This window comes from Luteibacter aegosomaticola (genome assembly GCF_023078475.1).
In the GTDB taxonomy this organism is placed as follows: domain Bacteria; phylum Pseudomonadota; class Gammaproteobacteria; order Xanthomonadales; family Rhodanobacteraceae; genus Luteibacter; species Luteibacter aegosomaticola.
On the sequence record NZ_CP095741.1, the window covers coordinates 3,902,151 to 3,927,484 of the forward strand.

The 25,334-nt window shown below is 65.6% G+C and carries 23 protein-coding genes and 1 pseudogene; 9 read left to right on the forward strand and 15 right to left on the reverse strand.

The window, feature by feature from the left end; genetic code table 11:
• Positions 1 to 38: 38 nt before the first annotated feature.
• Genes L2Y96_RS17400 through L2Y96_RS17410 form a run of 3 tightly spaced genes read right to left on the reverse strand, consistent with a single transcriptional unit; the run spans position 39 to position 2,583 of the window.
• Complete coding sequence (locus tag L2Y96_RS17400) at positions 39 to 542, reverse strand: RidA family protein (RefSeq protein ID WP_247328705.1); 504 nt, start codon at positions 540 to 542, stop codon at positions 39 to 41.
• Positions 539 to 1,009, reverse strand: a complete 471-nt coding sequence (locus L2Y96_RS17405; protein WP_247328707.1) for a c-type cytochrome — start codon at positions 1,007 to 1,009, stop codon at positions 539 to 541. The genes L2Y96_RS17400 and L2Y96_RS17405 overlap by 4 nt, the downstream gene beginning before the upstream one ends.
• Positions 1,006 to 2,583 (reverse strand): flavin monoamine oxidase family protein, encoded by a 1,578-nt coding sequence (locus L2Y96_RS17410; protein WP_247337113.1) that lies wholly within the window; start codon positions 2,581 to 2,583, stop codon positions 1,006 to 1,008. Before L2Y96_RS17410 ends, L2Y96_RS17405 begins: the two co-directional genes overlap by 4 nt.
• A gap of 175 nt (positions 2,584 to 2,758) precedes the next feature.
• On the opposite strand from L2Y96_RS17410, the gene L2Y96_RS17415 reads away from it, so the two are divergent.
• The gene (locus L2Y96_RS17415; RefSeq protein ID WP_247328708.1) at positions 2,759 to 3,772 is read left to right on the forward strand and encodes an aminoglycoside phosphotransferase family protein; all 1,014 of its coding nucleotides are present in this window, start codon (positions 2,759 to 2,761) and stop codon (positions 3,770 to 3,772) included.
• On the forward strand, positions 3,769 to 4,443 hold the full coding sequence (gene murU / locus L2Y96_RS17420) for an N-acetylmuramate alpha-1-phosphate uridylyltransferase MurU (protein ID WP_247328710.1): 675 nt from the start codon (positions 3,769 to 3,771) through the stop codon (positions 4,441 to 4,443). Before L2Y96_RS17415 ends, murU begins: the two co-directional genes overlap by 4 nt.
• 123 nt (positions 4,444 to 4,566) lie before the next feature.
• Here the strand turns inward: murU and L2Y96_RS17425 are convergent, their stop codons facing one another.
• The 4 genes and pseudogenes from L2Y96_RS17425 to L2Y96_RS17440 all read right to left on the reverse strand — a co-directional run bounded on the left by L2Y96_RS17425 (position 4,567) and on the right by L2Y96_RS17440 (position 8,037).
• Positions 4,567 to 4,794: a hypothetical protein gene (locus L2Y96_RS17425; protein WP_247328712.1), complete on the reverse strand. Its 228-nt coding sequence runs from the start codon at positions 4,792 to 4,794 to the stop codon at positions 4,567 to 4,569.
• Between the two features lie 125 nt (positions 4,795 to 4,919).
• Positions 4,920 to 5,780 (reverse strand): annotated as a pseudogene (gene motB / locus L2Y96_RS17430) (flagellar motor protein MotB); the annotation flags it as partial.
• A gap of 6 nt (positions 5,781 to 5,786) precedes the next feature.
• A complete protein-coding gene (gene motA, locus L2Y96_RS17435) occupies positions 5,787 to 6,641 on the reverse strand; it encodes a flagellar motor stator protein MotA (protein ID WP_247328714.1) in 855 nt (284 codons plus the stop codon).
• 82 nt (positions 6,642 to 6,723) lie between these two features.
• Positions 6,724 to 8,037 (reverse strand): ATP-binding protein, encoded by a 1,314-nt coding sequence (locus L2Y96_RS17440; RefSeq protein WP_247328717.1) that lies wholly within the window; start codon positions 8,035 to 8,037, stop codon positions 6,724 to 6,726.
• A 120-nt stretch (positions 8,038 to 8,157) separates the two neighbouring features.
• Here L2Y96_RS17440 and L2Y96_RS17445 point away from each other — a divergent pair, with 120 nt between their 5' ends.
• Complete coding sequence (locus tag L2Y96_RS17445; RefSeq protein WP_247328719.1) at positions 8,158 to 8,541, forward strand: response regulator; 384 nt, start codon at positions 8,158 to 8,160, stop codon at positions 8,539 to 8,541.
• Between the two features lie 2 nt (positions 8,542 to 8,543).
• Here L2Y96_RS17445 and L2Y96_RS17450 read toward each other — a convergent pair whose 3' ends face one another.
• Positions 8,544 to 8,828, reverse strand: coding sequence for a hypothetical protein (locus L2Y96_RS17450; RefSeq protein WP_247328721.1), 285 nt, complete (start codon positions 8,826 to 8,828; stop codon positions 8,544 to 8,546).
• Positions 8,829 to 9,030: 202 nt separating this feature from the next.
• Here L2Y96_RS17450 and L2Y96_RS17455 point away from each other — a divergent pair, with 202 nt between their 5' ends.
• Complete coding sequence (locus L2Y96_RS17455; RefSeq protein WP_247328723.1) at positions 9,031 to 9,270, forward strand: hypothetical protein; 240 nt, start codon at positions 9,031 to 9,033, stop codon at positions 9,268 to 9,270.
• 77 nt (positions 9,271 to 9,347) lie between these two features.
• Here the strand turns inward: L2Y96_RS17455 and secF are convergent, their stop codons facing one another.
• From secF to tgt, 4 genes are all read right to left on the reverse strand, one after another.
• Complete coding sequence (gene secF, locus L2Y96_RS17460) at positions 9,348 to 10,319, reverse strand: protein translocase subunit SecF (RefSeq protein WP_247328725.1); 972 nt, start codon at positions 10,317 to 10,319, stop codon at positions 9,348 to 9,350.
• Positions 10,320 to 10,332: 13 nt separating this feature from the next.
• Complete coding sequence (gene secD / locus L2Y96_RS17465) at positions 10,333 to 12,207, reverse strand: protein translocase subunit SecD (protein WP_247328726.1); 1,875 nt, start codon at positions 12,205 to 12,207, stop codon at positions 10,333 to 10,335.
• A gap of 60 nt (positions 12,208 to 12,267) precedes the next feature.
• The gene (yajC, locus tag L2Y96_RS17470; RefSeq protein ID WP_425492435.1) at positions 12,268 to 12,609 is read right to left on the reverse strand and encodes a preprotein translocase subunit YajC; all 342 of its coding nucleotides are present in this window, start codon (positions 12,607 to 12,609) and stop codon (positions 12,268 to 12,270) included.
• 137 nt (positions 12,610 to 12,746) lie between these two features.
• Positions 12,747 to 13,880: a tRNA guanosine(34) transglycosylase Tgt gene (gene tgt / locus L2Y96_RS17475; protein ID WP_247328730.1), complete on the reverse strand. Its 1,134-nt coding sequence runs from the start codon at positions 13,878 to 13,880 to the stop codon at positions 12,747 to 12,749.
• Positions 13,881 to 14,006: 126 nt separating this feature from the next.
• Here tgt and fliK point away from each other — a divergent pair, with 126 nt between their 5' ends.
• On the forward strand, positions 14,007 to 15,185 hold the full coding sequence (gene fliK, locus L2Y96_RS17480; RefSeq protein WP_247328732.1) for a flagellar hook-length control protein FliK: 1,179 nt from the start codon (positions 14,007 to 14,009) through the stop codon (positions 15,183 to 15,185).
• Positions 15,182 to 15,445: a flagellar biosynthesis protein gene (locus L2Y96_RS17485; protein ID WP_247328734.1), complete on the forward strand. Its 264-nt coding sequence runs from the start codon at positions 15,182 to 15,184 to the stop codon at positions 15,443 to 15,445. Before fliK ends, L2Y96_RS17485 begins: the two co-directional genes overlap by 4 nt.
• 243 nt (positions 15,446 to 15,688) lie before the next feature.
• Here the strand turns inward: L2Y96_RS17485 and murD are convergent, their stop codons facing one another.
• The 3 genes from murD to L2Y96_RS17500 are packed head-to-tail and all read right to left on the reverse strand — an operon-like array spanning position 15,689 to position 20,935.
• Positions 15,689 to 17,041: a UDP-N-acetylmuramoyl-L-alanine--D-glutamate ligase gene (murD, locus tag L2Y96_RS17490; RefSeq protein WP_247328737.1), complete on the reverse strand. Its 1,353-nt coding sequence runs from the start codon at positions 17,039 to 17,041 to the stop codon at positions 15,689 to 15,691.
• Complete coding sequence (gene murL / locus L2Y96_RS17495) at positions 17,028 to 18,368, reverse strand: UDP-N-acetyl-alpha-D-muramoyl-L-alanyl-L-glutamate epimerase (protein WP_484497415.1); 1,341 nt, start codon at positions 18,366 to 18,368, stop codon at positions 17,028 to 17,030. Before murL ends, murD begins: the two co-directional genes overlap by 14 nt.
• A gap of 5 nt (positions 18,369 to 18,373) precedes the next feature.
• Positions 18,374 to 20,935: a bifunctional aspartate kinase/diaminopimelate decarboxylase gene (locus tag L2Y96_RS17500; RefSeq protein WP_247337115.1), complete on the reverse strand. Its 2,562-nt coding sequence runs from the start codon at positions 20,933 to 20,935 to the stop codon at positions 18,374 to 18,376.
• A 193-nt stretch (positions 20,936 to 21,128) separates the two neighbouring features.
• On the opposite strand from L2Y96_RS17500, the gene L2Y96_RS17505 reads away from it, so the two are divergent.
• From L2Y96_RS17505 to L2Y96_RS17515, 3 genes are read left to right on the forward strand one after another with little or no spacing between them, the layout of a single operon-like run.
• Positions 21,129 to 22,442, forward strand: coding sequence for an APC family permease (locus tag L2Y96_RS17505; RefSeq protein ID WP_247328740.1), 1,314 nt, complete (start codon positions 21,129 to 21,131; stop codon positions 22,440 to 22,442).
• A 47-nt stretch (positions 22,443 to 22,489) separates the two neighbouring features.
• Positions 22,490 to 23,038: a (2Fe-2S)-binding protein gene (locus L2Y96_RS17510; protein WP_283248850.1), complete on the forward strand. Its 549-nt coding sequence runs from the start codon at positions 22,490 to 22,492 to the stop codon at positions 23,036 to 23,038.
• Positions 23,035 to 25,314, forward strand: coding sequence for a xanthine dehydrogenase family protein molybdopterin-binding subunit (locus L2Y96_RS17515; RefSeq protein WP_247328742.1), 2,280 nt, complete (start codon positions 23,035 to 23,037; stop codon positions 25,312 to 25,314). Before L2Y96_RS17510 ends, L2Y96_RS17515 begins: the two co-directional genes overlap by 4 nt.
• The last annotated feature ends 20 nt before the right edge of the window (positions 25,315 to 25,334 follow it).

Sequence of the window (25,334 nt, forward strand, 5' to 3'; positions counted from 1 at the left end):
GACCCGGTGTGCAAGCCGGGTTTTTTTATGCGTACGAATCAGGGGCGAACAGCCGTCACTTCGATTTCGACCAGGAAGTTGGGGCTGGCGAGCGAGGCCACCTGCATGGCGCTACGCGACGGCAGGTTCGGCTGCTGGGCGGTGCCGAAGAACTGCGTGTACCCGCCCATGAAGCCCGCGAAATCCATCTTGCCGCCCTTGGCCGGATCGCCGACGAGGAACACCTGCATCTTGATCACATCGCCCATCGACAGTCCCATGCCCTTGAGCTGCTTTTCGATCGAGGTCAGCACGCCAACCGTCTGGGTTTTCGTGTCACCGTAGGCCTGCGGCGTATCCTTCGACGCACTGGTGTCGGCTACCGGAGGGACCACACCACTCAGGAATACCAGCGTCTTGCCTGCAGGCACTTCCACCGCGGCGGCGATCGGGAACGTGCTGTTCGGGATCTTGTGGCGCACGACATCGGCCGCGAAGGCCGGTGCGGTCAACAAACAGCCTGCGGCGGCGGCCAGGGCGAACGCTTGACGGAACGTTTTCATCTGGAATCCTCGGGCGTGGGTGCAGGGGGACGGAACGCTTTGACCTGGTCGGCCGTCAGCGCATCGGTGTAGTGGTTGCCGAAGTGCGTGCGGACATAGTTGACCACGTCGGCGACCTGCTGGTCATTGAGCAGCATCGCGAACGAAGGCATCCCGCCGCGACCGTTCATCACCATGACGGCGGGGTACGCAGCGGAGGCCAGTTTCGCGTTAGCCGCAAGCGCCGGGTAGTGGCCCGCGCCGACAGCTCCTTTCGCGTCAGGCATATGGCAGCCCTGGCATATGTGGGTGAAGAGCTGCTCGCCCGTGACGTGTGCAGCGTCCTTCGCCTTTAGAAAGGCCGTATCGTTGTTCTGTGCGACGACCGGCGCCGACATGGCGGTGACGACCCCCATCAGTGCCAGCGCAAGACCTGCACGGTGACGAGCGGGCTTGCGGGAGCGCCCCTGCAAACGATAGCCGCTCATGCCCCACCTCCGGCAACGGCCTTTCGATGCAGCTGGTCGATCGCCGCCAGCGACGAGAGAATGGCCCCTTCCTGCCACGCCGGCAGGTACGACGCGTGCTCGCCGGCCAGGACGATGCGGCCATCCAGCGAGCAGAGATTCGCGTAGTGCTGCTTGCGCGCCTGGTCGGTCCACCAGCCAAAGCAACCCAGCGTGGATGGCACCCGATGCCATGCGACGCTTATGCCGTTCTCGAACTCGCTCTTGTATTGCGGATGGATCTGGCTGCCGTACTCGACCGCCTTTGCGACACGCGTGGCTGGATCGAGCGAGGTGAATTCATAGGCCTCGGTGAAGAACGCATAGGCGCCAAGCAGTACACCCTTCTTCGAGCCGATACCGTGGCTCGGGTAGCCGATCATGCCGATCGGCGTATCCGAGGTGGTGACACCGCCATAGATCCGGTCATCCTCCTCCCAGAAACGGCGCTTGAACTGCAGGCCCACCTTGGCGGACGACATGTACGGCACCGCGGAAATCGCGGCGCTTTTCTCCGCCGAGACCTGGATGGGTATCTGGCTCAGGATCGAAAGCGGAATGGTGCAGACACACCAGTCGGCCTTGGCCTGTTGCGGCTGACCGGGTTTGGCGGTGTCCTCGTAGGTCACGGTGACGCCACGATCGTCCTGCGCAATGGACGTGACCTTGCTGTTGTAACGGATGACCTGCGGAGGCAGCTCGCGCACGAAGGCCTTGCCGATCGCATCCATGCCGCCGACAGGCTGCATCAGGGAGGTCTGGTATTCGTAAAGGGCGCTCATGCCGAGCTGCTTCCAGAGGCCTGACCTCAGGATCGTGGAAATATCGACCGGCTGGGAGAAACCTGGCTTGCCGTCCGCTCCGCCACCCGGCTCTTTGGCGTAGCCGCGGTGTTCGCTGCTCGCGGCACCCGCCACGTAACGGAACTCGCTGTTGAGGCCGCCGAACTGGCGGAGCGATTCGAGAAGGATTTCCCGGTCTTCCTTGGTCACGACATCGTCGAGCGCGCCCTTGCCGGATGCCTTGGCCAGCAACTCGGCAATACCGCCGTGCCAGTCGGCCTGGACTTCGCGCAGGCGCTGCGGCTTGCCGCCAAACGCCTCCGGGTTGTGCATGTACGCGTTGTGGTTCACCTGCACGAACGGTTCGAGCTGCACGCCGAAGCGATGACAGTAATCGAGCACGCCGGTGTGGTGGTACGGAATGCGCCACGGGCCCGGGTTGAAGTAGAGGCCCTTGTCGAACTGGCAGGTCTGGGTGTGTCCGCCCAGCTCGGTGTAGGTGTCGCCGCCACGCAGGGTCCAGTTACGGCCGCCGGCCCGGGCGTTGTATTCGAGCACCTGCACCTTGTAACCGGCCTTGCCCAGCTCGTAGGCGGCGACGAGTCCGGCCAGGCCCGCGCCCAGGATCAGTACGGTCCCCTTGCCAGTACCTTGCAGCGGCGGTGGCCGTCTGTAGGTGGATTCCGCGGCGAAACCGAGATTGGTCATCGCCTGGTACATCAACGCACTGCCCCCAGCCACGCCGATCATTCGCAACAGGTCGCGCCGACTCATCGACGCGGACGGGCTCTCGCTACCCATACCTCTACCCCTTGGCTACCCCGATGCCACAGATTAACCATACGTTGCACTGCACAACAACTGCCAGTTTCATGCACCGGATTGGTGCTATGACACAGTTGCGCAAACCCTCTAAGCTGGTGCGATCCGCTCTTTACCGACGATCTGCATGACCGCTACCGACGACCGCTCCATCGCCCGCCTCGCCTGGGCGCGTAACGCCACAGGTGACGCCCACCTCGCCCTGGAGTCCGCATCGGCCGACGCCAGCTTTCGCAGCTACTGGCGCGGTTACGTCGACGGGCAGCCCGTCATCGTCATGGATTCGCCGCCGGAGAAAGAAAACCCCGCTCCCTGGGTGGAGATCGGTAAGCGCCTGCACGACGCCGGCCTGCACACGCCTACCGTCATGGTCGCAGATCTCGAGCAGGGCTTCCTGCTGATCGAAGACCTCGGCACGCGCACGTACCTCCCCGAACTCAACGACAGCACCGCCGATGCGCTCTATGGCGATGCGCTGGACGCCTTGCTCCGCATGCAGATGCATGTCGACACGACCGGCCTGCCCGCGTTCAACCGCGAGTGGCAGGTGATGGAGATGGAGATCATGCCCACGTGGTTCCTGCAGAAGCATCTCGGCGTCTTCGTCGAGTGCGAGCAGTGGGATATCGTGGAAGGTGCGTTCAGCACGATCCTGCACGCGCTTGCCGAACAGCCGCGCGCGTTCATGCATCGCGATTATCACAGCCGTAACCTGCTCATCACCCACGAGCGCTCGCCGGGCGTCATTGATTTCCAGGGCGCGATGTCGGGCCCCATTACCTACGACCTCGCGTCGTTGCTACGCGACGCTTACATCGTGTGGGATAACGAGCGCGTCGAGGGCTGGGTGGAGGCGTATCGCCTGCGGCTTCTCGACGCGCGCCTGCTTGACGAGACCGTGGATGCGGATCGCTTCCGGCGCTGGTTCGACATGGCCAGCCTGCAGCGGCATATCAAGATCCTTGGCCTGTTCTGCCGCCTGTATTACCGCGATGGAAAGGCGGGCTATCTCAACGACCTGCCCCGCGTGCTGCAGTACGTACTGGATATCGCACGCCGCCATGCGGATGTGGCGCCCCTGGCTGATTTCATCGTCGAGAAGATCGGCGATCGTGATATCCGCGTGCCGGTGGCGGCATGAGGCATGCGCTGATTCTCGCCGCCGGGCGCGGCGAACGCATGCGTCCGCTCACGGATACCACGCCGAAGCCGCTGCTTGAGGTGCATGGCAAGCCGCTGATCGTGCATCACATCGAAAAGCTCGCGGCAGCCGGTGTGAACTACATGGTCATCAACACCTCGCACCTCGCCGATCAGTTTCCCGATGCGCTTGGCGATGGCTCGCGCTGGGGCGTGCGTCTTCGTTATTCGTACGAAGGGCCTGCGCCACTGGAGACGGGCGGCGGCATGTTGAACGCGCTGCCGCTGCTGGGCAGTGAACCGTTCATCGTAGTGAGCGCGGATATCTGGAGCGATATCGACTACGCGGCACTCCCACTACAGCCCGAAGGTGTCGCTCACCTCGTGATGGTGCCGAATCCGGATTTCCACCCCACAGGCGATTTCGCACTGAAGGACGGCCGGCTTTACGACAGCGAAGCGCCTGCGGACGCAGAGCGGCTGACGTTTGGCAATGTCGGTGTTTACCGGCCGGAGATCGTGGCGGGTGAGGCAGCGGGCACGTTCAAGCTCGCACCCATGTACCGGCGAGCGATTGCGCAGGGACGCCTGTCGGGCGAACGCTTCGATGGGTTCTGGCGGAATGTCGGAAACCCCGCGCAGCTTGAACAGTTGCGCGCTGAAGTAGGGTAGCGCCCGGCTACGCCGCTTCGTTGGCTGATCGCGTGCAAGCACGCTCCTACAGAAGCGGTGCGCGGGGCTTTCATGACCTGCGCAGGTCTTCTTGTAGGAGCGCGCTTGCGCGCGATGCGCTTGCTACTGAATGGTTTCGGAGGCGATTTCGCGTAGGCGCTCGCGGCCTAGCGTGAAGGCTTCGTTGTACGCGCTGGTGACATCGCTGAAATCGATGGTGCCGATACCGGCATCGATTTCTTCGCCAACGTGATCGAGGATGCGATAGCTCGACCGATAGAACTGTTCACCCGCTGCATCATGGTGCTTTACCGCGCGGGCAACGACCCTGAACTTGCTGTGATTTTCCACCGTGTTCCTCCCCCCTGGGAGTCTCCGATACTGACTGGGGAAGGTGACGGTTTCAAGTGATTTCCATTTCCAGGTGACAAACCGCCACGCTAGTTGGGCTGCCCGGCCATCGCCGTGGCCTCGTTGAGCGCCGCCTTGGCGGCGTCGTGGGTCATCACGACGATGCTGATGCGGCGGTTGATCGGCGCCGCCGGGTCGTTCTTGTCGAATGGCACGGACGCCGCCAGGCCGACCACACGGGCCACCTTGTCCGGCTGCATGCCACCATCGGTCAGCGTGCGACGCGCCGCATTGGCACGGTCGGCGGAAAGCTCCCAGTTGCCGTACTGGCTATCGGCGCGCACGTAGGGCGCGCTATCCGTGTGGCCCGAGATGCTGATCTGGTTCGGGACCTGGTTGATGAAGCCGGCCAGCTCGTGGAGGATCTGCACGGTATACGGCTTGAGCGCGCCGCTGCCGGTATCGAACATCGGGCGGTTCTGCTTATCCACGATCTGGATACGCAGGCCCTCGGACGTGATGTCGATCAACAACTGATCCTTGTACGGCGCCATGGCCTGGCTCTGCGCGATCGCTTCCTGCAGATCCTTCATCAACTGCTCGAGGCGCTTCTTTTCCTGCTCCTTGGCAATCTTTTCCGCGTCGGCCGCCGTCGACGGCTTGGCGAACTTCTCCTGGTCGCCCGGACCCTTCGGCAGGTCCATCGCGCCACCGAGCTTGATCATGCTCGTACTCGCACCACCGGGGCCCATCTTGCCCGAAGGTGCCATGGTCGACTGGCCCTGGGTCATGCTCGGGTTCTTGAAGTACTCGGAAATGGCGGCGCGTTGCTGCTTCGTGCCCGCGCCCACCAGCCACATGACGAGGAAGAACGCCATCATCGCCGTGACGAAGTCGGCGTAGGCCACCTTCCATGCGCCGCCGTGGTGGCCGTGGCCACCCTTCTTCTTGCGGCGGACGATGATGACTTGCTTGAGCTCGGTCATGACGACTTACCGGGCCGCCTTCAGGTGGCCTTCCAGGTCCTGGAAGGTGGGACGGCTGGACGAGGTAAGCGACTTGCGCGCAAATTCAACCGACACCATCGGGTTGTAACCACGCAGGTTGGCCAGCAGGCCCACCTTCACGCATTCGAACGCGCGGCCATCCGCATTGACGCGCGCTTCCATGGCCGCCGAGAGCGGACCAATGAAGCCGTACGAAAGCAGGATGCCGAGGAAGGTACCCACGAGTGCGCCGGCGATGTGTTCGCCAATGACCGCGGCGTCGCCATCGATGGACTTCATCGTGATGACGATGCCCAGCACCGCCGCCACGATACCGAAACCCGGGAGGGCGTCGGCCATCTTCTGCACGGCCTGCGCAGGCGCAAGAGCTTCGTGATGGTGCGTTTCCAGCTCCACGTCGAGCAGCGCTTCGAGCTCGTGCGGATCCATGCTGCCGCCCACGATGAGGCGCAGGCAGTCGGTGATGAAATCGATAAGGTGATGCTCCGCGATCAGGCGCGGATACGCCGTGAACAGCGAGCTGTTCTCCGGATTCTCGATGTGTTCTTCCATGGCCAGCTGGCCGTCCTTACGCATCTTGGTGAAGATGTCGTACAGCAGGGACAGCAGGTCCACGTAATCCTGTTTCTTGTATTTCGGGCCCTTGAACAGGCCGAGCATGTCGCGAACCGAACCCTTCACGATCTCCATCGAGTTCGCGCTGATGAACGCACCCGAGGCCGCGCCAAAGATGATCAGCAGCTCATAAGGCTGCCAAAGGGCGCCGATCGTGCCGTGCGAGAGCACATAGCCCCCGAGCACCGAGACCAGGACGATGATTGAACCGATAATGACGAGCATGACTTCCACTTCCTCCCAGTCGGATGGTTTATCGGCCGCTGGGGCGCGAAGTTGAGGTAATCCGTCACGTTTTCTACACGATTCAAACGGCGCTGGTAAGCGCTCCCGCATAGCGCGGAAAGACAAGCCGAATCCGCGTACCGATTCCGGCGTCGCTTTCGATTTCCACGCCACCACCGGCCTGCGCCACCGTGCCGTAGACCTGGGCCAGGCCCAGGCCGGAGCCGCCCTGCTTGGTGGTGAAGTAGGGCTCGAACAGACGCTCCCGGACTTCATCGGACATGCCACCGCCGGTGTCGGCGATGCAGACGAACACCTGCCGTGCAGGCACGCGTTCGCGCAGGCTGTCAGCAAGGGCGTCATCGGTCAGGCGGTCGCCCACCTGGATCACGATGCTGCCCATGTTGCCCATGGCGTCGCGGGCGTTGAGGCAGACATTCATCAACGCCTGCTCGATGCTGTGCCGATCTACCCAGATAGGCAGCATCCCGGGCTGGCGGAGCACCTCGATGCCTACCCGCCCGCCCATGCCGTGGCGGGCGAAGTCGGCGAAGCTCTCCACGAGGTCGCCCAGGTCGATCGGCTCCGGCCGGGAGGGCTGGTTGCGGGCGAAGGCGAGCAGGCGCCGTGTCAGCGCGGTGGCGTGGCGAGCGCCCTCCACCGCATAGGTCAGCATGCGGCGCTGGTGGACCGTAAGGTCATCGGCCTCGTCCTGGAGGCCCGAGAGGCTCACGATCACCGTCTGGAGCATGTTGTTGAAGTCGTGCGCGATACCGCTGACCAGCTGGCCCACGGCCTGCTGCTTCTGGGCCTGGTGCGCAGAGGCTTCGGCCAGTTCGCGCGCGCGGCTGGCCATCTCGAGCTGTTCGGTGATGCTGGCCAGCCGGTTCTCGGCATCGCGGCGGGCGCCATGCTCGCTCTCCAGCCGCTCCAGCAGCGTGCCGTACTGGGTGGTAGCGGAGGCCGAGCGGGCCACGGTTTCGTTCAGGCGCTCCTGCAGCAACTCGTTGATCGACTCGAGCGCCGCCTGCAGTTCCACCCGCTCGGTCACATCCCGGCTGATCACGATGAAATGATCGAGGGCGTCGCCAGCGACGACCGGGGCGACCATCACCTCCCACCAGCGTGACGTGCCCTGCGAGGTCTGTCGCGGGCTGACGAAATCGACGCGCTCGCCAGCGGCGGCGCGGTCGAGGACGCGTGCCACCATGTCACGCGCCTCTGGTGGCCACAGATCGAGCCAGCGCACGCCCACCAGGCGCTCGGGGCCCTCGGGCACCAGCGCCATGCAGCCCAGGCCCGCGACGAAGCGGATCACGCCGTCACGGTCCAGTTCCTTCATGCAATCGGCGGATGCCTCGGCGAATTGCCGGTACCGCCCCTCCCCTTCACTCATCGCCGCTACCCCTGGCCCGTCGGATGGCGCTGAACACCCTTATGACGCGCCGCACGATGGCCTTCTGTCAAGGCGAATCTGTCACGCTCTTACCACGAGCGTGGGGCGAGAGTGGCGCCCATGACGGACCCCACCGTGACCCCCGCCACCGCGTCCGTCCTCGTCGTCGAGGATGACCGCCATGTCCTCGACATCACGAGCTTCGTCCTGGAGAGCGCCGGCTATCCGGTCCTCACCGCGATGAACGCGGAAGAGGCGCTGTATATGCTCGACGGTCACCCGGAAATCGGGCTGATCCTGACGGACGTGAACATGCCCGGGACGATGGATGGCATCGATCTCGTCCGCGCGCTGCGCGCCTCGGGCAACCCGGTGCGCTGCGTCGTCGTATCAGGCGATGCGCTCCACGCCGCAGATCGCCTTGGCGATCTCGCGCCCTTCCTGGCCAAGCCATACGACCGGCGTTCGCTCCTGCGGGCAGTGCAGACCGCCCTGGCGGCCTGAGCTCACTCCGCGTCGGCGGCCGGCTCCTTGTCGTCGTCAAAGCCGGTTTCGCCCTCGGCGAATATCGGGGCGCCATCCTCCTCATCGACGCCCATGACGAGACCGAGCGCCTTTTCGGCCGCAACGGCAGCGCTGGCCTCATCGCGGAAGCTGCGGTTCTCGTAGACCGCAAAGTAATTGGGGAAGCCCCCGTTCGCCGGGTGCGATGAGATGAGCGCGGTGTAACGGGACCCTTCACGGGTCGCGCTGGAGCGCAAAGTGAAATTAGGAAACTCGCGTTCGGCCATGTCGTGATCGTCGTCTGGGGGCGAAACTCTAGGGTACGCCGGGGGTTGGAGGGGTTCTTGCATGCAAGTCCTTATGGTGTCAAGGAATCCGTTCAGCATTCCGGCACTTGATTCGTACAATCTTGTAGGGTATTTCGTACGCCAAGCGACCTCACAAAGCATTCACGAAGGTCGTGAAACAGGGGAAAAGGTACCTAGCATCATGAACGTCATCACCACCACGGCGCCGTCGCGCGGCCTTGCGTGGACCGTCGCCACTGTTCTCGCCATTGCCGGCATCGTCGGCCTGGCCTTGGCACCGCGTGTCGCGGCTGCCGTCCCGAGGACAGCGATCCAGATGGTCTATGCGTGGCTCTGCTGCTCGCTAGTGGGTTCGGCCTACGTCGTCGTCACGCTTGCGAACGATGCCGAGGGCGCCAACGAGGACAGTGAAGATTTCTGATCCCAGGGCTGGGACGTACATGCGAAAAGAAAAACCCGCCTTCCGGCGGGTTTTTCCGTTCTGGGGCGCCGTAAAGCTTACGGGCGGCGCTCCAGCTCCGGGTCTTCCTTGGCGCGGGGCATCAGGTCCTGCTTCGACACGCCCAGCCACAGCAGCAGCGGGCTGGCCACGAAGATCGAGGACAGCGTGCCCACCAGGATGCCGATCAGCATGGTGATGGCGAAGCCGTGCACCACGGTGCCGCCAAAGAAGAACAGCGCCGCCATGGTGATGCCGGTGAACAGCGAGGTGATGATGGTTCGCGACAGGGTGCTGTTGATCGAACGGTTCAGCACTTCTTCCGGCGTGGCATTGCGGCTCGAACGGAACAGTTCGCGGACGCGATCGAACACCACCACCTTATCGTTGATGGAGTAACCGACCACCGCCAGCACCGAAGCCAGCACCGTCAGGTCGAACTCACGCTGGGTCAGCGCGAAGATGCCCAGGGTCACCAGCACGTCGTGGATTTCGGTGGCAAGCGCCGCGATGGCGAAACGCTTTTCGAAGCGGATCCACAGGTAGCCCATGATGCCGACGATGACGAACAGCACCGCGTAGATACCATCGGAGCGCAGCTCCTCACCGACCTGGGGGCCGACGTAGGACTTGCTCTTCATGGTGGCGTCCGGACGAACCGCCTTGAGCGCGACCATGATGTCCGCCGACACCTTGGCTGCGGCCTCATCACCCGACAGGGCGGTGGCACCGGCGGCGCCGTGGTCATCCTTGGGCTGCAGGCGCACCGTGACTTCACGGGAACCGCCGACAGCCTGGACCAGCGGGTTTTCCATGCCAGCCTTGGTCAGCGCCTGGCGGACGTCGTTGGTGTCCACCGGGTTCGCGTAGGCCACATCGACGGCGACGCCGCCCACGAAATCCTGGCCGTAGTTGAACCCCTTGGTGACGATGAGCGCCACCGAGGCGACCATGAGCAACACCGCGAGGCCCACCGAGAAGCGGCGCAGGCCCAGGAAGTTGAAATTAGCGTTGTGGTTGAAAATTTCCATGGCGTATGTCCCCTCAGACCGACAGGGTCTTGAGCTTGCGGCCGCCGTGGATCAGCGCCGTGATGGCATGGGTGACGGTCACCGAAGTGAACATCGAGGTGAGGATACCGATGAACAGCGTGACGCCGAAGCCCTTGATCGGGCCCGAGCCCATCGTCATCAGGCCAAGCGCGGCCAGAAGATGGGTGACGTTGGCATCGAGAATGGTGGCCCACGCCTTGTCGTAACCGGTGCGGATGGCCGCCAGCGGCGACGAGCCATTGCGCAGTTCTTCACGGATGCGCTCGCAGATAAGCACGTTGGCGTCGATCGCCATACCGAGCGTCAGCACGATACCGGCGATGCCGGGCATGGTCAGCGTGACGCCGATCGCCGACATCACGGCCACCAGCAGCACCAGGTTGAAGAACAGGGCAATATCGGCCACCAGGCCGAACAGCTTGTAGTAGATGGCCGCGGCGAGCAGTACCAGGCCGAGGCCCAGCATCACCGACTTGAAGCCCTTGTCGATGTTGTCGGCGCCGAGGCTCGGGCCAATGACGCTTTCGCTGACGATATCGACCGGGGCAGCCAGCGAACCACCGCGCAGGAGCAGCGCGAGTTCGGCGGCTTCGTTATCGGACGGCAGTCCGTTGGTCTGGAACTGCTTGCCGAACGGGCCGCTGATGTTGGCGTAGTTGATAACTTCCTCGGTGACCTTCGGCGTCTTCACTTCCTTGCCGTCGACCATCTTGGTATCGAGCGTACGCGTGATGTAGAGCACCGCCATCGGCTTGCCGACGTTGTCGTTGGTGAACTCCTGCATCTTGCGGGCGCCGGCCGAGTTCAGCGTGACGCTGACGTTCGGGCTGCCGTTCTGCTGATCGCGGCCGGAGGTCGCGGTAACCAGCTCATCGCCGCTGGCGATGATCTTCTTGCTGAGCAGGTACGGCTGGTGGTCGCGGCCGAAGTACAGCTTGGCATCCGGCGGGACGCTACCCGAGCGGGCCGCTTCCATCGCCTGCTGCGGGGTGTAGAGGCCCGCGCGGTACTGCAGCGTGGCCACGGCGCCAATGATCTTCTTGGCCTCGGCCGTGTCCTGCACGCCCGCGAGATCCACGACGATCTGGTTGGCACCCTGCTGCTGGATCAGCGGCTCGGACACGCCGAGCTGGTTGACGCGCTGGCGCAGCGTGGTGACGTTCTGGGTGATCATGCCCTGCGACAGTTCGCGCAGCTTGGCCGGCTTCACGCTGGCGGTCAGCACGAAGCTGTTGCCGCTCGAGGCGCCGTCGGTCACCAGCAGGTCGGGATAGTCGGCGCCGATGAGCGAGGCGGCCTTCTGCCGATCGGCATCGGAGCGCAGCACCATGTTCACGCCCTGGCCGCGCGCGTTGCGCGTGACCGAGTCGTACTGCACGCCCTTGTCGTGCAGCAGCGCGCGAATGTCATCGGTGTAGCGGTTTTCCTGGGAATCGATGACCGCGGTCTGGTCCACTTCCATCAGGAAGTGCACGCCGCCCTGCAGGTCGAGACCCAGCGGCATCGAGTTGGCGTTGATGGAGCGCAGCCAGGACGGCACGGTGGAGGCAAGGTTCAGCGCCACCGTGTAGTTGTCGCCCAGGCCCACGCGCAGAGCCTCGGAGGCCTTGGCCTGGTCATCGACGCTGCCGAAGCGCGCCAGCAGGCGGCCATCCTTTTCGTTCACATCGACGGCGCTCGCCGGCACCTTGGCGGTGGCCAGCAACGCATCGACCTTGGTCTTCAGGGTGGCGTCGACGGCCGCGCCGCGGTTACCCGAGATCTGCACCGCCGGCTGCGGACGGAAGACGTTGGGCAGCGCGTAAACGATGCCAACGAGCAACACGATCACAACCAGCGCGTACTTCCAGCGTGGAAAATCACTCATGCCTTACATTCCGTGAGAGCGACCGCAAGGCGGCCGCGGCTGTCGCGTCTGAGAGAAAACTCAGTTCTTCTTGAGGCTGCCCTTCGGCAGCACCTGGGTGACAGCGCCCTTCTGCATCTGGACGACCACGCCCGGGGCGATCTCGACCTTGACGAAGGCATCGCCCACTTCCTCGATGCGGCCGGCCAGACCACCGTTCATGACCACCTCATCGCCCTTGGCGAGGGCGGACAGGAGGGCGCGATGCTCCTTCTGACGCTTCATCTGCGGGCGGATCATCATGAAATAGAAGATGCCGAACAGCACCGCCATCATGATGAGCGGCGAAAGGCCAAGCGCACCCTGCGGGGCAGCGGCCGGAGCGGCCTGGGCAATGGCGGCGAAGGAGACTGGGCTCATCATAGTTCTCGCAAGTCATGGAACGGCCAAGCAAAAGCAGCCGCTCACGTAAAAAGATCGTGGATTATGCCACGCCCCCCGGCGGCCGTGTACCGCGCCAGCACAAGGCTTTGGGGGCGCAGGCGGCGCCCCGCAAGGCCTTACTGCCCGTCGACCTCGGCCTTGCGGCGCGCGGCGTAGAACGCCGTCACGAAATCGTCGAGCGTCCCCGCCTCGATCGCCCCGCGCAGGCCGGCCATCAGGCGCTGGTAGTGGCGGAGGTTGTGCATGGTGGCCAGCTGGCTGCCCAGGATCTCGTTGCAGCGATCCAGATGGCGCAGATAGGCCCGGCTGAAGCCGTTGGCGCAGGCGTAGCAGTCGCAACCTTCCTCGATCACGCGGGTATCGGTAGCGAACTTCGCGTTACGGATGCGCAACGTGCCCTCATCGGTGAACAGGAAGCCGTTCCGGGCGTTACGGGTGGGCATCACGCAGTCGAACATGTCGATGCCGCGGCGCACGGCCTCGACGATGTCTTCCGGCCGGCCAACGCCCATCAGGTAACGCGGGCGATCCTTCGGCAGCAGCGGCAGGGTGAAATCGAGCGTGTGGTTGCGCTCCGCCTCGGGCTCACCGACCGCCAGGCCGCCCACCGCATAACCGTCGAAGCCAATCTCCACCAGCTTCTCGACCGAGCGGCGGCGCAGGTTCTCGTACGTGCTGCCCTGGACGATGCCAAACAGGTTGTTCGGGTTCTTCAGGTCGTTGAAAGCCTGGCGTGAGCGCTCGGCCCAGCGCAGGCTGAGCTCCATCGAATCCGACGCGACCTTCTCGGTGGCCGGGTACGGCGTGCACTCGTCGAAGATCATGGCCACGTCGGAATCCAGCACGGCCTGGATCTGCATGGACACTTCGGGCGACAGGAACACCTTCGAACCATCGACCGGCGAGGCGAACGTGACACCTTCCTCGGTGATCTTGCGCTTATGTGCCAGCGAAAAGACCTGAAAGCCGCCCGAATCCGTAAGGATCGGGCGATCCCAGCCGATGAACTTATGCAGCCCGCCGAACGCGCCAACGATATCCAGGCCCGGGCGTAGGAAAAGATGGAACGTGTTGCCCAGGATGATCTCGGCGCCCGTATCGCGGACGTCGCGCGGGGTCATGGCCTTCACGGAGCCATACGTGCCCACCGGCATGAAGGCGGGGGTTTCCACGGTGCCACGGCCGAAGCGCAGTCGGCCGCGCCGCGCCGCGCCATCGGTGGCGAGGAGTTCGAAAGGGAGGTTGCTCATCCGCCCATTCTACCCCGTCTGGCCTAACCACCCGGCACCTAAAGGTTCCAGAGAATCAGCCGATTCTTACGAGCACACAGGAGTGCGCCCACCACGGACGCGCCCAGGCCCCCGGAGGACCTGCCCTTGATCATCCAGCCGACCAGCCTCGCCGCCCAGCTTTGGGCCGGTGCGGCCGCAGGTACCACAGCAGCCACCACCCAGACCTGGGCGGTCGGCACGCTGCTGTCTGCCCGGTTGCTGGCCCAGATCGATGTGGCCAAGGTCCTCCTTGATATTGGTGGCGTGGCGGTCGAAGCCGATGCCCCGGGCACTTCCCTGCCCCAGCAGTTCCAGGTCCGCGTCATGACCCAGGGGCCGCAGCCGCAGATGGAAGTGGTGCTCGGTAATACCGACGAACGCGTCGCCATGCAGGGCCTGCGCGAGCGCCTGCCCCAGCAGAACGGCTACTCGCAGCTGTTGAGCGTGCTTTCGGCGCTCTCCCGGCGCCCCGTCGCGCGCGTGCTGCCGGAACCCCTGCGCACGGCGCTGGCCACGCTGGAAGCCTCGATCAGCAAGCCGGAAGACCTGGGCACGCCCGAGGGCATGAAGCAGGCGATCGCGAAGAGCGGCGCTTTCCTCGAAGCCCACCTGGCCGAACCTCAGAACGAAGCCCCGGCCGCGGACGATTTCAAGGCTGCGCTGCTTAACCTTCGCCGCGCGCTCACCGATATCCCGCAGACGCGCCAGGCCATGATCCAGGCCCCGTCGCGCCCGTTCACGGATACCCCGCCCCCGCTGGCGCAGCGCGCGCTCGTCGCGCAGCCGCGTGCCGAGGAACTGCGCACGCAGGAAATGCTCGCCGACGAAGAGACCGCGGACGGGCTCGTTTCGCACCTGCGTACCGACGTCCGCGCGGCGGTGTCGCGCGTGGAAATCGGGCAGCTCGAATCACAGCCCCACGCGGGCCTGTGGATGATCGAGATCCCGCTGACCGGTGTCCGCGGCTACGACGTGCTCCAGTTGCGCATCGAGGAAGGCAAGCCCTCCGCGATCGAACCGGAAGGCATGTGGACCGTCGGTTTCGCGATCGATCCGCCGACACTGGGCGCCGTGCAGGGCGAAGTACAGTTACGCGGCACGCGCGTATCGGTGCGCCTGTGGGCGCAGTACCCGGAGACGGTCGCCCGTCTCGAAGATGAATTCACCACGCTGCGCCGTGTGCTCGAAAAGAGCGGCCTGCAGCTCGACCACTTTGCCTGCATGCACGGCCTGCCCGTGCCGACGAGCGCCTACAGCGCCGTCCTGCTCGAAGCACGCGCATGACCCAGCAGCTCCCTTCACCGCGCCGCAGCGTCACGCTGCGGATGGCCACGCCTACCAGCAACGGCAACACCCAACGCATCGATGCCGATGGCGTGAAGGCGTTGCTGGAGCGCGCACAGGCGCTGGGTCTCGCGCCGCATCTTGATCCGCAGATCGCCACGCTGCTGGCAGCGGTGCGTTTGCGCGAGGATGTGCCGAAGGAGTTGTATGCGGCGCTGGCGGCTGTTGTCGGCACGTTGCTGAACGCGACACACGACTGATCACCACCCCGCACCCGTAGGAGCCCACCCTGTGGGCGACGCCGTTCGCGGTAACGCTGCAGGGCCTGCGGCGGTGGGGCGAAAGATGTCGCCCACAAGGTGGGCTCCTACACGGTGATCACAAGGCGACGTTCGCCCCCCGTAGGAGCCCACCCTGTGGGCGACGCCGTTCGCGGAAACGCCACAGGGCCTGCTGCGGTGGGGCGAAAGATGTCGCCCACAGGGTGGGCTCCTACCGGGCGATCACGCGATGCCCAGGCCCTGGATGCTGGCGGCTTTGGCTTCAAACCCCGCCATCTCAGCGAAGCGCTTGCCGCGGTCGGCGTAGTCCTTGAACTGGTCGAAGCTCGGCGCGCCGGGTGAGAGTACGACCGTGCCACGGCCGCTCAACGCGGTGCGCGCAGCACCCACGGCAGCGGCCAGGTCCGTGGCGCGATAAACGTTCGCCACACCGGCCGCCTCCAGCGCATCAGCAATGCGCGGGCCGTTCTTGCCCTGGCAGATGATCGCGTCCGGCGCGCCGGTGCGCATCGCATCGACGAAGACCGTCCAGTCGAGGCCGCGATCGTGGCCACCGACAATCAGCGCCACGTGATCGTCATGCGTGCTTTCCAGTGCCGCCAGGCTGGCCAGCGGCGTGGTGCTGATCGAATCGTTGATCCAGCACAGGCCATCACGCTCGCCTAGCGGCTGCAGGCGATGCGGCAGCGGCGCGAACGTGGCCAGCGCGGGCGCCGCAGCGCGCGCATCCAGGCCCATCAGTTCGAGCGCGGCCAGCGCGGCGCTCGCGTTGATCGCATTGTGCAGGCCAGGGGCGGCGACGCGATCAGCGCGGATGATGTCTTCCGAGCCACGCCGGATCCAGCCGTTGGCCACGTGCCAGCCGCTTTCATCACCGAACGTATGACGCGCGGGGTGATCGGCGGCGCGCTGCATGAGCACGGGCTGCATCGCATTGACGAGCACGCGCGACGAAGCCGCGAGCAGCTTCAGCTTGTCGTCGACGTAGCGCTCGCGCGAGCCGTGCCAGTCGAGGTGTTCTTCATAAAGGCTGGTGACCACGCCCAGGTCGACACCCAGCGCTTCACCCGTCTGGAAACTCGAGAGTTCGATGACCCAGAGATCGGCCTCGCCATCTTCCAGTTCCAGCAAGGGCAGGCCGATGTTGCCGGCGAGCGCCGTGCGGACGCCCAGCGAACGCGCCAGGTGCGCGATAAGCGCCGAGGTCGTGCTCTTCCCCTTCGTTCCGGTGACGGCCACGGCGCGCGCACCGATATGCCCACCGAACCAGAGCGCGGTACCCGAGGTAAACTGCGTACCCGCGGCCTGAGCATCCAGCAACTCCGGCTTGTAGGCCGAGATACCGGGCGACTTGATCACCACCTGGTACGTCGACAAGGTCGCGGCATCTGGCGGCGTGCCTACGACGCCAGCGTGCGGATACGCCGCGCGGGCAGCATCCACTTCATCCGCGCCAACGTACACATCGACCGCCTGCCCAGGCAGGCGCCGCGCCAGCGCGTCGAGCGCTGCGCGGCCTTCGCGGCCAAAACCCCATACCGCGACACGCTGCCCCGCGAGATCAGCCCAACGCATCCAGCGCTCCGTGCAGACGCGACGGCACCAGGTGCGATGCGCCCGGCTGCAGCCAGGGCTCCAGGGCGAGTTCCGAGACATCCAGTTGCGGGAGAATCTCGCGACGGAAGCGCGCGACCAGCGCGTCTTCCTGCCACTCCGGCCGGGTAGCCAGGGCATGCATGGCCGCCCGCGCTTCGGCACCTTCACCGACGCATTCGAACGGCTTGTGGTCGCGGTACTCGAGCAGCGAATCGAACGCTTCCGCCAGGTCCGGATCGTCGAGCAGGTTGCGACCGAAGATGGAGGTAAGCCGCGGCTTGGGCATGAACGGCGCGAGCGCGAGGAACACAAAATGGCACTTCGGGCACTGGCCGCACCAGCGATCCGCCGGCTTGGGGCCAAGGATGCGAAAGTTGCGGTTGCAGCTGGAGAACACGTCGAAGTACTCGCCACCGAGACGCGCGAATGCACTGGTAACAGCCAGCTCCGACCACGGCCGCAGCAGCGAGCAGTAATCGAGATCGGCCGCCACATGCGAATGCACGTAGTCGTGGAAGGTCTTCTCGAAACCGAAGCCCTTGCTCCACTGGTGGTTCACTTCCTGGCCTTCGTATTCCAGCGTGGCCACGGACGCGGAGCGCTCGTTGGCGAACACGATGGAGTCGTAGCCGTACAGGATGGACGCCACCACGAGGATTGCGGAATTGATGGCCGTCACCGGGATATGGCCGTTCCACGCACCCATGCGGTTGAGTTCAAACAGGCCCGGCGCCAGCTCACGTGAAATATTGAGCGTGGACAGGCCCGTGCGCGCCGCGCACTCCGCGATGAGCGGCGAATTGCCTACCCATACCGCCGTTGCGTCGGCGCCGATGGATTTCACCGCCTCGACGGCGACGACCGAATCCTTGCCGCCACCGATCGGTAGCAGCGAACGTTTCGGCAAGCCAATGGCGGGCGCAGAGGCGGTTTTCGCGCCGTTGTGCGGGAAGCGGATGCGGCTGCGCAGGTCGAGCCGGTTGCGGTAAGCGAACTCGGCCAGGCCATGCAGGTAGAGCGCGTCGAACATCGACGCGCCCTCTTCATCCAGCGGCTCACCTTCCACCACGAGGGCGGGCGAAATGCCCGCCTTGTAGTAGCTGACGCCGGCCACGAGGTGAAGCAGGCGCAGGGCTGCCGCGAAGGCAGCCTCACGCTCAGCCGGCACCGCGGGGGCACCTGGGAAGGTGATCCGCTCCACCAGTTCGGGGCCATCATCGAACGCATACGCCAGCTCGGCCACGCCATCGGCGTAGCCGTGGCGGACAAAGCGGAAGCGCTGGCTTTCGCGCGGGTCGGCAAACACGGTGGTCACGGCAAAAGCACCTCATCAGCTGCATCGCGCAGGTTGTAGCGCGACGCCATCACGGCGCCGTAAGCGCCTCCCTGTGCCATAAGTATCACGTCATCCTCAAACGATTCGGGCAAGCGGCGGTCGGAACCAAGGATATCGCCTGACTCGCAGATCGGGCCCACCACCTGGTACATCGTGGTGGCCGGCTCGCCGAAACGGGAGAGATTGCTGATTTCGTGCCACGCATCGTACAGGGCCGGACGGATCAGGCTGTTCATGCCGGTATCCAGGCCCAGGTAACGGATGTTGCTGCCCTTCTCCTTTTCCTGGGTGACCTTCGCCAGCAGCACGCCGGCATCGGCCACGAGGAAACGGCCCGGCTCCATCCACACCTGGAACTGTGGGTAGGCCTGGCGCACGGCCATCAGCACGCGATCGAGCGCGATCATGTCCAGCGCGGTTTCGCCAGGGTGCGAGGGCACGCCCAGGCCGCCGCCGATGTTCAGCACGCTGATCGTACCGATTCGCTCGGCGAGGGCCGCGAGCTGTGAGTAAACCTCACCCCAGTGCGCGGCATCGAGGATGCCGGAGCCCAGGTGGGCATGCAGGCCGATCACGCGGGCGCCCGCGTCGTCGGCCAGCCGCAGGAAGCGGTCGACGTGTTCGATGGGCACGCCGAACTTGCTGCCCGTGCCGCCGGTCTTCACCTTCTGGTGGTGGCCAAGGCCACGGCCGAGATCCACGCGCAGCACGATATCGCGGCCCTGGAACAGATCGCCCCAGTGCTCGATCGGATGCAGCGCATCGATGGTGATTGTGGCGCGGGTTTTCAGGGCGGCTTCGAAATCGCGGCGTGCGGCGAAGTTGGGCGTGAACAGCAGCGGCGCACTCTCCGGCACCACGGCCGACACGGCGTCGAGTTCACCCGGCGACACGCACTCGAATGCGAAGCCTTCCTCCGCCAGCACCTTGAGGATACCGGGGTGGGTGTTGGCCTTCACCGCGTAATGCGCGCGATCGACGGCGCGTAGCGACTTCACCTTGCGCGCCTGCGCCCGCACCGTGGGCAGGTGGTAGGCATAGCGCGGCGTGCGCTCTTCGGCCAGTTGCAGCAGGCGGGTGCGCTCACCCTGCCACCATGCGGCGGCGGGCAGCGGCGCTTCACCACTACCGTAGAGCGATTGCCAGGCCGGACCGAACACCACGCTATCGTCGGTGCGCAGTGCACCGGCGCCGATCAGCAGTTCGTGCAGGCGCGGCAGCATCTCGTCGACCACGTCCTCATCGACCACGAAGGTGAGGTTGAGGTTGTTGGACGACTGCGAGATGAGGTGCACGCGCAGCTGGCCGAACTCCGCCAGCACGCCGGAAAGCTTGTGCAGCATGGAACGCATGCCGCGGCCGACGAGCGTGATGGCAGCGCACGGTGCGATCACCTTCACCCGGCACACGCGGGCCAGGTCGGCGGCCAGCGCGGCGATGGCATCGGAATCGAGCAGGTTTTCCGTGGGGTCCAGCGACACCGTGACGTTGGTCTCGGCCGAACCGATCAGGTCCACGGAGAGGCCGTGGCGCTTGAACGCATCGAACACGTCGGCGAGGAAGCCGACCTGCTGCCACATGCCGACGGATTCCATCGAGACGAGGGTGATGCCCTTGCGTGCACTGATCGCCTTGATGCTCGGCGCGTGCTCACGCACCTCGGGACCGATCACCGTACCTTCCAGTTCCGGACGGTTGGTGTCCTTCACCAGCAACGGCACGCGCGGCTCGCGCAGCGGCGAGAGGCACCGCGGGTGCAGCACCTTCGCGCCGGTCGAGGCGATTTCCTGGGCCTCTTCGTAATCCAGGCGCTGGAGCAGGCGCGCACCGGCAACCTGGCGCGGGTTCGCACTGAACATGCCCGCCACGTCGGTCCAGATCTCGACGCGGGCGGCGGCGAGCAGCGCACCGAAGTACGCTGCCGAGGTATCCGAACCACCACGCCCCAAAAGGACCGTGCGGCCATCGTCATCCCGGGCGATGAAGCCCTGGGTGATGAAGACCTCGCCACGTGCCGCCAGGGCAGCCGACAGCGCCGGATCCGGGTGCGGTTCGACCATGGCCGAGAGCAGGCGGGTGCGCTCGTTCTGGTTGGGCAACGCCACCGCATGCAGGCACTCGCGCGCGTCCAGCCACGCCGTGGGCAGGCCGTTCGCGCTGAGGAAAGCCGCGCCGAGCGCGCTGGACATGAGCTCGCCGTGCGCCTGCACGGCCGCCTGCCAGGCCAGTTCGCCGAGATCCGCCGGGCCGGTATCGGCCAGCCCCGCCAGATCGGCCAGGCGCGCGCCGAGGGTTTCAGGCAGCGCCAGCGACATCTCGCCGAGCAGGGCGTGGTGGCGATCGGCCAGTGCGGAGGCCGCGTCCGAGCGGCGTTTGGGTTCCGTGTGCGTGCAAAGCTGTTTCAGGCCATCCGTAATGCCGGACAGGGCTGAGACTACGATCAGCACGCGCGCGCCTTCGACGCGGCGGCTGGCAGCCAGCTCGAGGATATTGCGCCAGCGTGCGGCGGTGGCCACGGAGGTGCCGCCGAACTTCATGACGATCCAGGGCGCGTTGGCGGGCAACGGCGCGTTTGCGTTTTCGCTCACGGTTCTCTTTTGCGTTGGTGGGGAAAAAGAATCCCCGGAGTGTTGCGCCGCAACGGAAAAAAGGCAACGAGGCCCCTCCCGTGGCTTTTCAAAGCCCGTTAAGCACGCCATGCTGCGCCCTTCGTCCCGATCTCACGCCCCCATGGAAAACCCCGGATACGCCCGCCGCATCAACCTTATGGACGCCGCGCTCATCGTCGTCGGCGGCATCATCGGCGGCGGCATCTTCCTGAACCCGGGTATCGCCGCCCAGCGCACCAGCTCCGGCTGGGTGCTCCTGGGGCTCTGGGTGGCCGGCGGCCTACTGACCCTCGTGGGCTGCCTCTGCTACGCCGAACTCGGCGCGCGCCGGCCCGAAGCAGGTGGCAGCTACGTGTATCTGCGCGAGGCCTTCGGCAAGCTGGCCGGCTTCCTCTTCGGCTGGACCATGCTGCTGGTTATCTACAGCGGCAGCAGCGCGGCGGTGGCCACCATCTTCGGCAGCTATGCCACCTCCGTCTTCGGCCTCTCGCCCAGCCTGGTCAAACCCCTGGCCGTGGGGGCGCTGGTCTTCGTCACCGGCATCAACCTGTTCGGTATCCGCCTCGGTGCGCAGATCCAGAACGTCTTCGCCATCCTCAAGCTCGCCGCGATCGCGGTCCTCGTCGTCACGGGCCTCGCTTTCGCCGGTGCGGGCACGTCGCAGGCCATGGCGGCCAGTCCTACCGCGGTGACGGGTGGGCTCGCCGGCGCACTGCTGCCGGTGCTGTTCGCGTTCTCGGGCTTCAGTTACCTCAACAACCTCGCCGGTGAAGTGCGCGACCCGCAGCGTACCCTGCCCCGCGCCCTCGTGCTGGGCATGCTCATCGTCATCGCCGCCTACGTCCTCACCAACTACGCCTACCTGGCCGTGCTGGGCCACGATGGCCTTGCGGCCAGCCAGGCGCCTGCGGCCGACGTGATGAGCAGGGTATTTGGCCCGGCCGGCGCGAAAATCATCGCCATCGGCATCGCCATTTCCACGCTGGGCTTTTGCAATATCACCCTGGTGGCCGGCGCACGCGTGCTCCAGGTGATGGGCGAGGATGGCCTGTTCTTCGCCAGCGTGGCCCGCCTGCACCCCAAACACCGCACGCCCAACATCGCGCTGGGCGCCCTGTCGGGCTGGGCCATGGTCCTCGTGCTCGTGGCGAACTACGGCCAGCTGCTGGATTTCGCGGCGTTCGGTGACTGGGCTGCGTACGCCGTCACCATTGCCACGCTGTTCTGGTATCGCCGCCATGTGAAGGAGCGCCCCAGCTTCGTCACGCCGGCCTACCCCTTGCTGCCGTTACTGTTCCTGGCCACCGTGATTGGCGTGGTCGTCGCGTATTCGCTCTCCAAGCCGCTTAGCGCCGCCGTCGTCTGTGCCGTCGTCGTAGCGGGCCTGCCGGTTTATGCGATCTGGCAGCGCCTGTTCAGTAAAGGCGCTCGCTGAACGGAGGCCCGGATGCCACAATGGCCCGGTTCAGTTGAGGAAAGCAGATGGCACAGCAAGGCCCGACGTCTCCCGTACCCGTTCCCACGCAGGGCGCCGCCGAGGTGCCGCCCAAGCCCGTACGCGAAGGCATCGACCTGATCGTCAACGATGAGCGGTACCGCCACACCGGCGACAAGGCCATGCCGTTGCTGTGGTACCTGCGCGATGTGCTGCGCCTCACCGGCGCGAAGTACGGCTGCGACCAGGGCAATTGCGGTTTCTGCACCGTCATCGTCGATGGCAAGGCCGTGGCCAGCTGCCAGACGAAGATGGAGGGCATGTCGGGCAAGCGTGTGACCACGGTGGAGGGCCTGTCCGGCAAGGACGGCTCCCTGCACCCGGTGCAGCAGGCCTGGATCGACGAGGACGCCATCATGTGCGGATTCTGCCAGCCTGGCCAGATCATGGCCGCGGTGGATCTGCTCAACCGGCAGAAGAATCCTTCCGACGCCGACATCGACAAGATTGGCAACCTCTGCCGCTGTGGTAGCTACGGCCGCATTCGCAAGGCGATCAAGCGCGCCGCGGGCAGCATGAAGGAGCCGAAGGCATGAGTGGCGAGATCCGCCTTTCCCGCCGCCGTTTCCTGAAGTACGCCGCCGGCACCGCTGGCGCGCTGGTCGTTGGCATCGGTACCGTCCAGGCCGCCGAGCGCCCGGCCCCGCTCAGCCTGCTCGGCGATGCCTGGTCCCAGGTTGGCCCTTACGTGCGCGTCGCCCAGGATGGCCGCATTTTCATCGGCGTGCGCGATCCGGATAACGGCGAAGGCACCGGCACCTCGCTTGCGCGGATCATCGCCGAAGAGCTCGATGCGGACTGGAGCAAGGTCACCGTCGAATACCTTGGCCTCGGCGTCGAGGAAGGCAATGGTGAGCCGAAGTTCATTTACGGGCGCCAGCGTAGCGGTGATGCCTCCAGCATCCCGGCCGCGTGGGCCGATTTGCGCCAGGCCGGCGCGCTCGCCCGCTGGCTGCTGCTGCAGGCGGCCGCGCGCCGCCTGGGCGTCCCGGCCGAGCAGCTGCGTGGCGAAAGCGGCTTCGCGATCGCCGCCGATGGCCGCCGTATTGCCTACGGTGACCTGGCCAGCGCGGCCGCGAGCGTCGATGCCCCCACCAACCCGCCGCCCCTGAAGGCAGCGGAGCGCTACAAGCTGATCGGCCAGCCAGCCGGCGATATCGATGCGCGGGCCGTGGTCACCGGCGCGCTGCGCTACGCCGCCGACGAATCCATCGGCGATCCCATCGTTGCCGTGCTCGCCCGTTGCCCCTACCCCGGTGGCACGCTGGACTCGGCCGACCGCGACGCGGCTAGCAAAGTGAAGGGCGTGTTCGCGGTGGTGGATGTCACTCCCGAGCAAGGCCAGGTCATCGGCATGGCCGCGCAGGCACAGGCGCTGGCGGTTATCGCGGTGGACACCTGGTCCGCCTTGCAGGGCCGCGAAGCACTCAAGGCCACCTGGAAGCCCGGCAAGGATATCGAGCCTGGTAGCGGCGACCTCGAGAAAAAGGCGCTCGAGCTGTTCGACAACGATGACGCCGCGCCGACCTCGACGGTACGCAACGACGGCGACATCGCGGCGGCACGGAAGAAGGCGGCTCGGGCCCTGGAATCCACCTACGTCCAGCCCTGGGTGGCTCATGCCACCGCCGAAACGCCCAATTGCCTGGTCCGTCTCGATCCGAACACCCGCATCACGCTTATCGCAGCCTCACAGTCGCCGCGCCAGGCGTACACCGTGGTGCAGCGCATGACCGGCTTCAAACCGGACCAGATCGACATCCGCGTGCCGCGCGGTGGCGGCGGCTTCGGGCGCCGGCTCGAACAGGATTACATCGCCGAGGCCGTGGCGATCGCGCTGGCGAAGAAACCCGTGGACATCCAGAACCGCGCGATCCGCGTGCTCTGGACCCGCGACGACGACCTTGCCCACGATTACTACCGCCCGTTCGCGGTGCATCGCCTGAACGCATCGCTCGACCGCAAGCAGGCCATCGTCGGCTGGCACCAGCGCATGGCCAGCCCGTCGGCATTGGCGGGCCGTGCGACGCCGGGCGACCGTCTGTGGCAATCCGAGCTCATGGCCGATGCCTTACCCGCCGGCCTGGTACCGAACTTCCGCAGCGATTACTACGCGCTCGATTCGCTTCTACCGCGCGGCGAATGGCGTGGCGCGCCGCATGTGACACCCACGTTCGCCAGCGAAAGCTTCATCGATGAGCTCGCCCACGCGGTGAAGGCCAATCCGCTCGATTTCCGCCTGAAGTTGCTCGGCGATGCACGCCAGCTGCCTTATAACGGCCGCGGCGGCCCGATCGATACCGCCCGCATGGCCAATGTGCTGAAACTCGCGGCGGACAAGCTCGACTGGAGCCGCTGGCTACGCAGCGAGAACGGCCTCGGCATCGCCTGTGCATACGTGTTTGGCGCCTACGTGGCCCATGCGATCGAGGTGGCACCGACCGCCGACGGCATTGATATCCAGCGCGTCGTCTGCGTGGCGGACGTCGGCCTGGCGGTCAATCCGCTAGGCCTTGCCGCACAGCTCGAGGGCGCCACCATCGACGCCCTTTCCACCGCCCTCAACCTGGCCATCACGGTGAAGGACGGCAAGGTGCAGCAAACGGGCTTTAAGGATTACCCTGTCGCCCCGACCCAGCCCATGCCCTACCAGGTGGAGACGGTCATCGTGCCTTCCACCGCCGCCCCGGCGGGCGCCAGCGTCATCGGCGTACCCTCGGCGGCACCGGCCCTGGCCAATGCCGTGTTCCGGGCCACGGCGGTGCGTGTACGCAGGCTCCCCCTGCTGCGCGAACTCGCTCGCCTGCGTTAATTACCCTCACGGATTCCGAG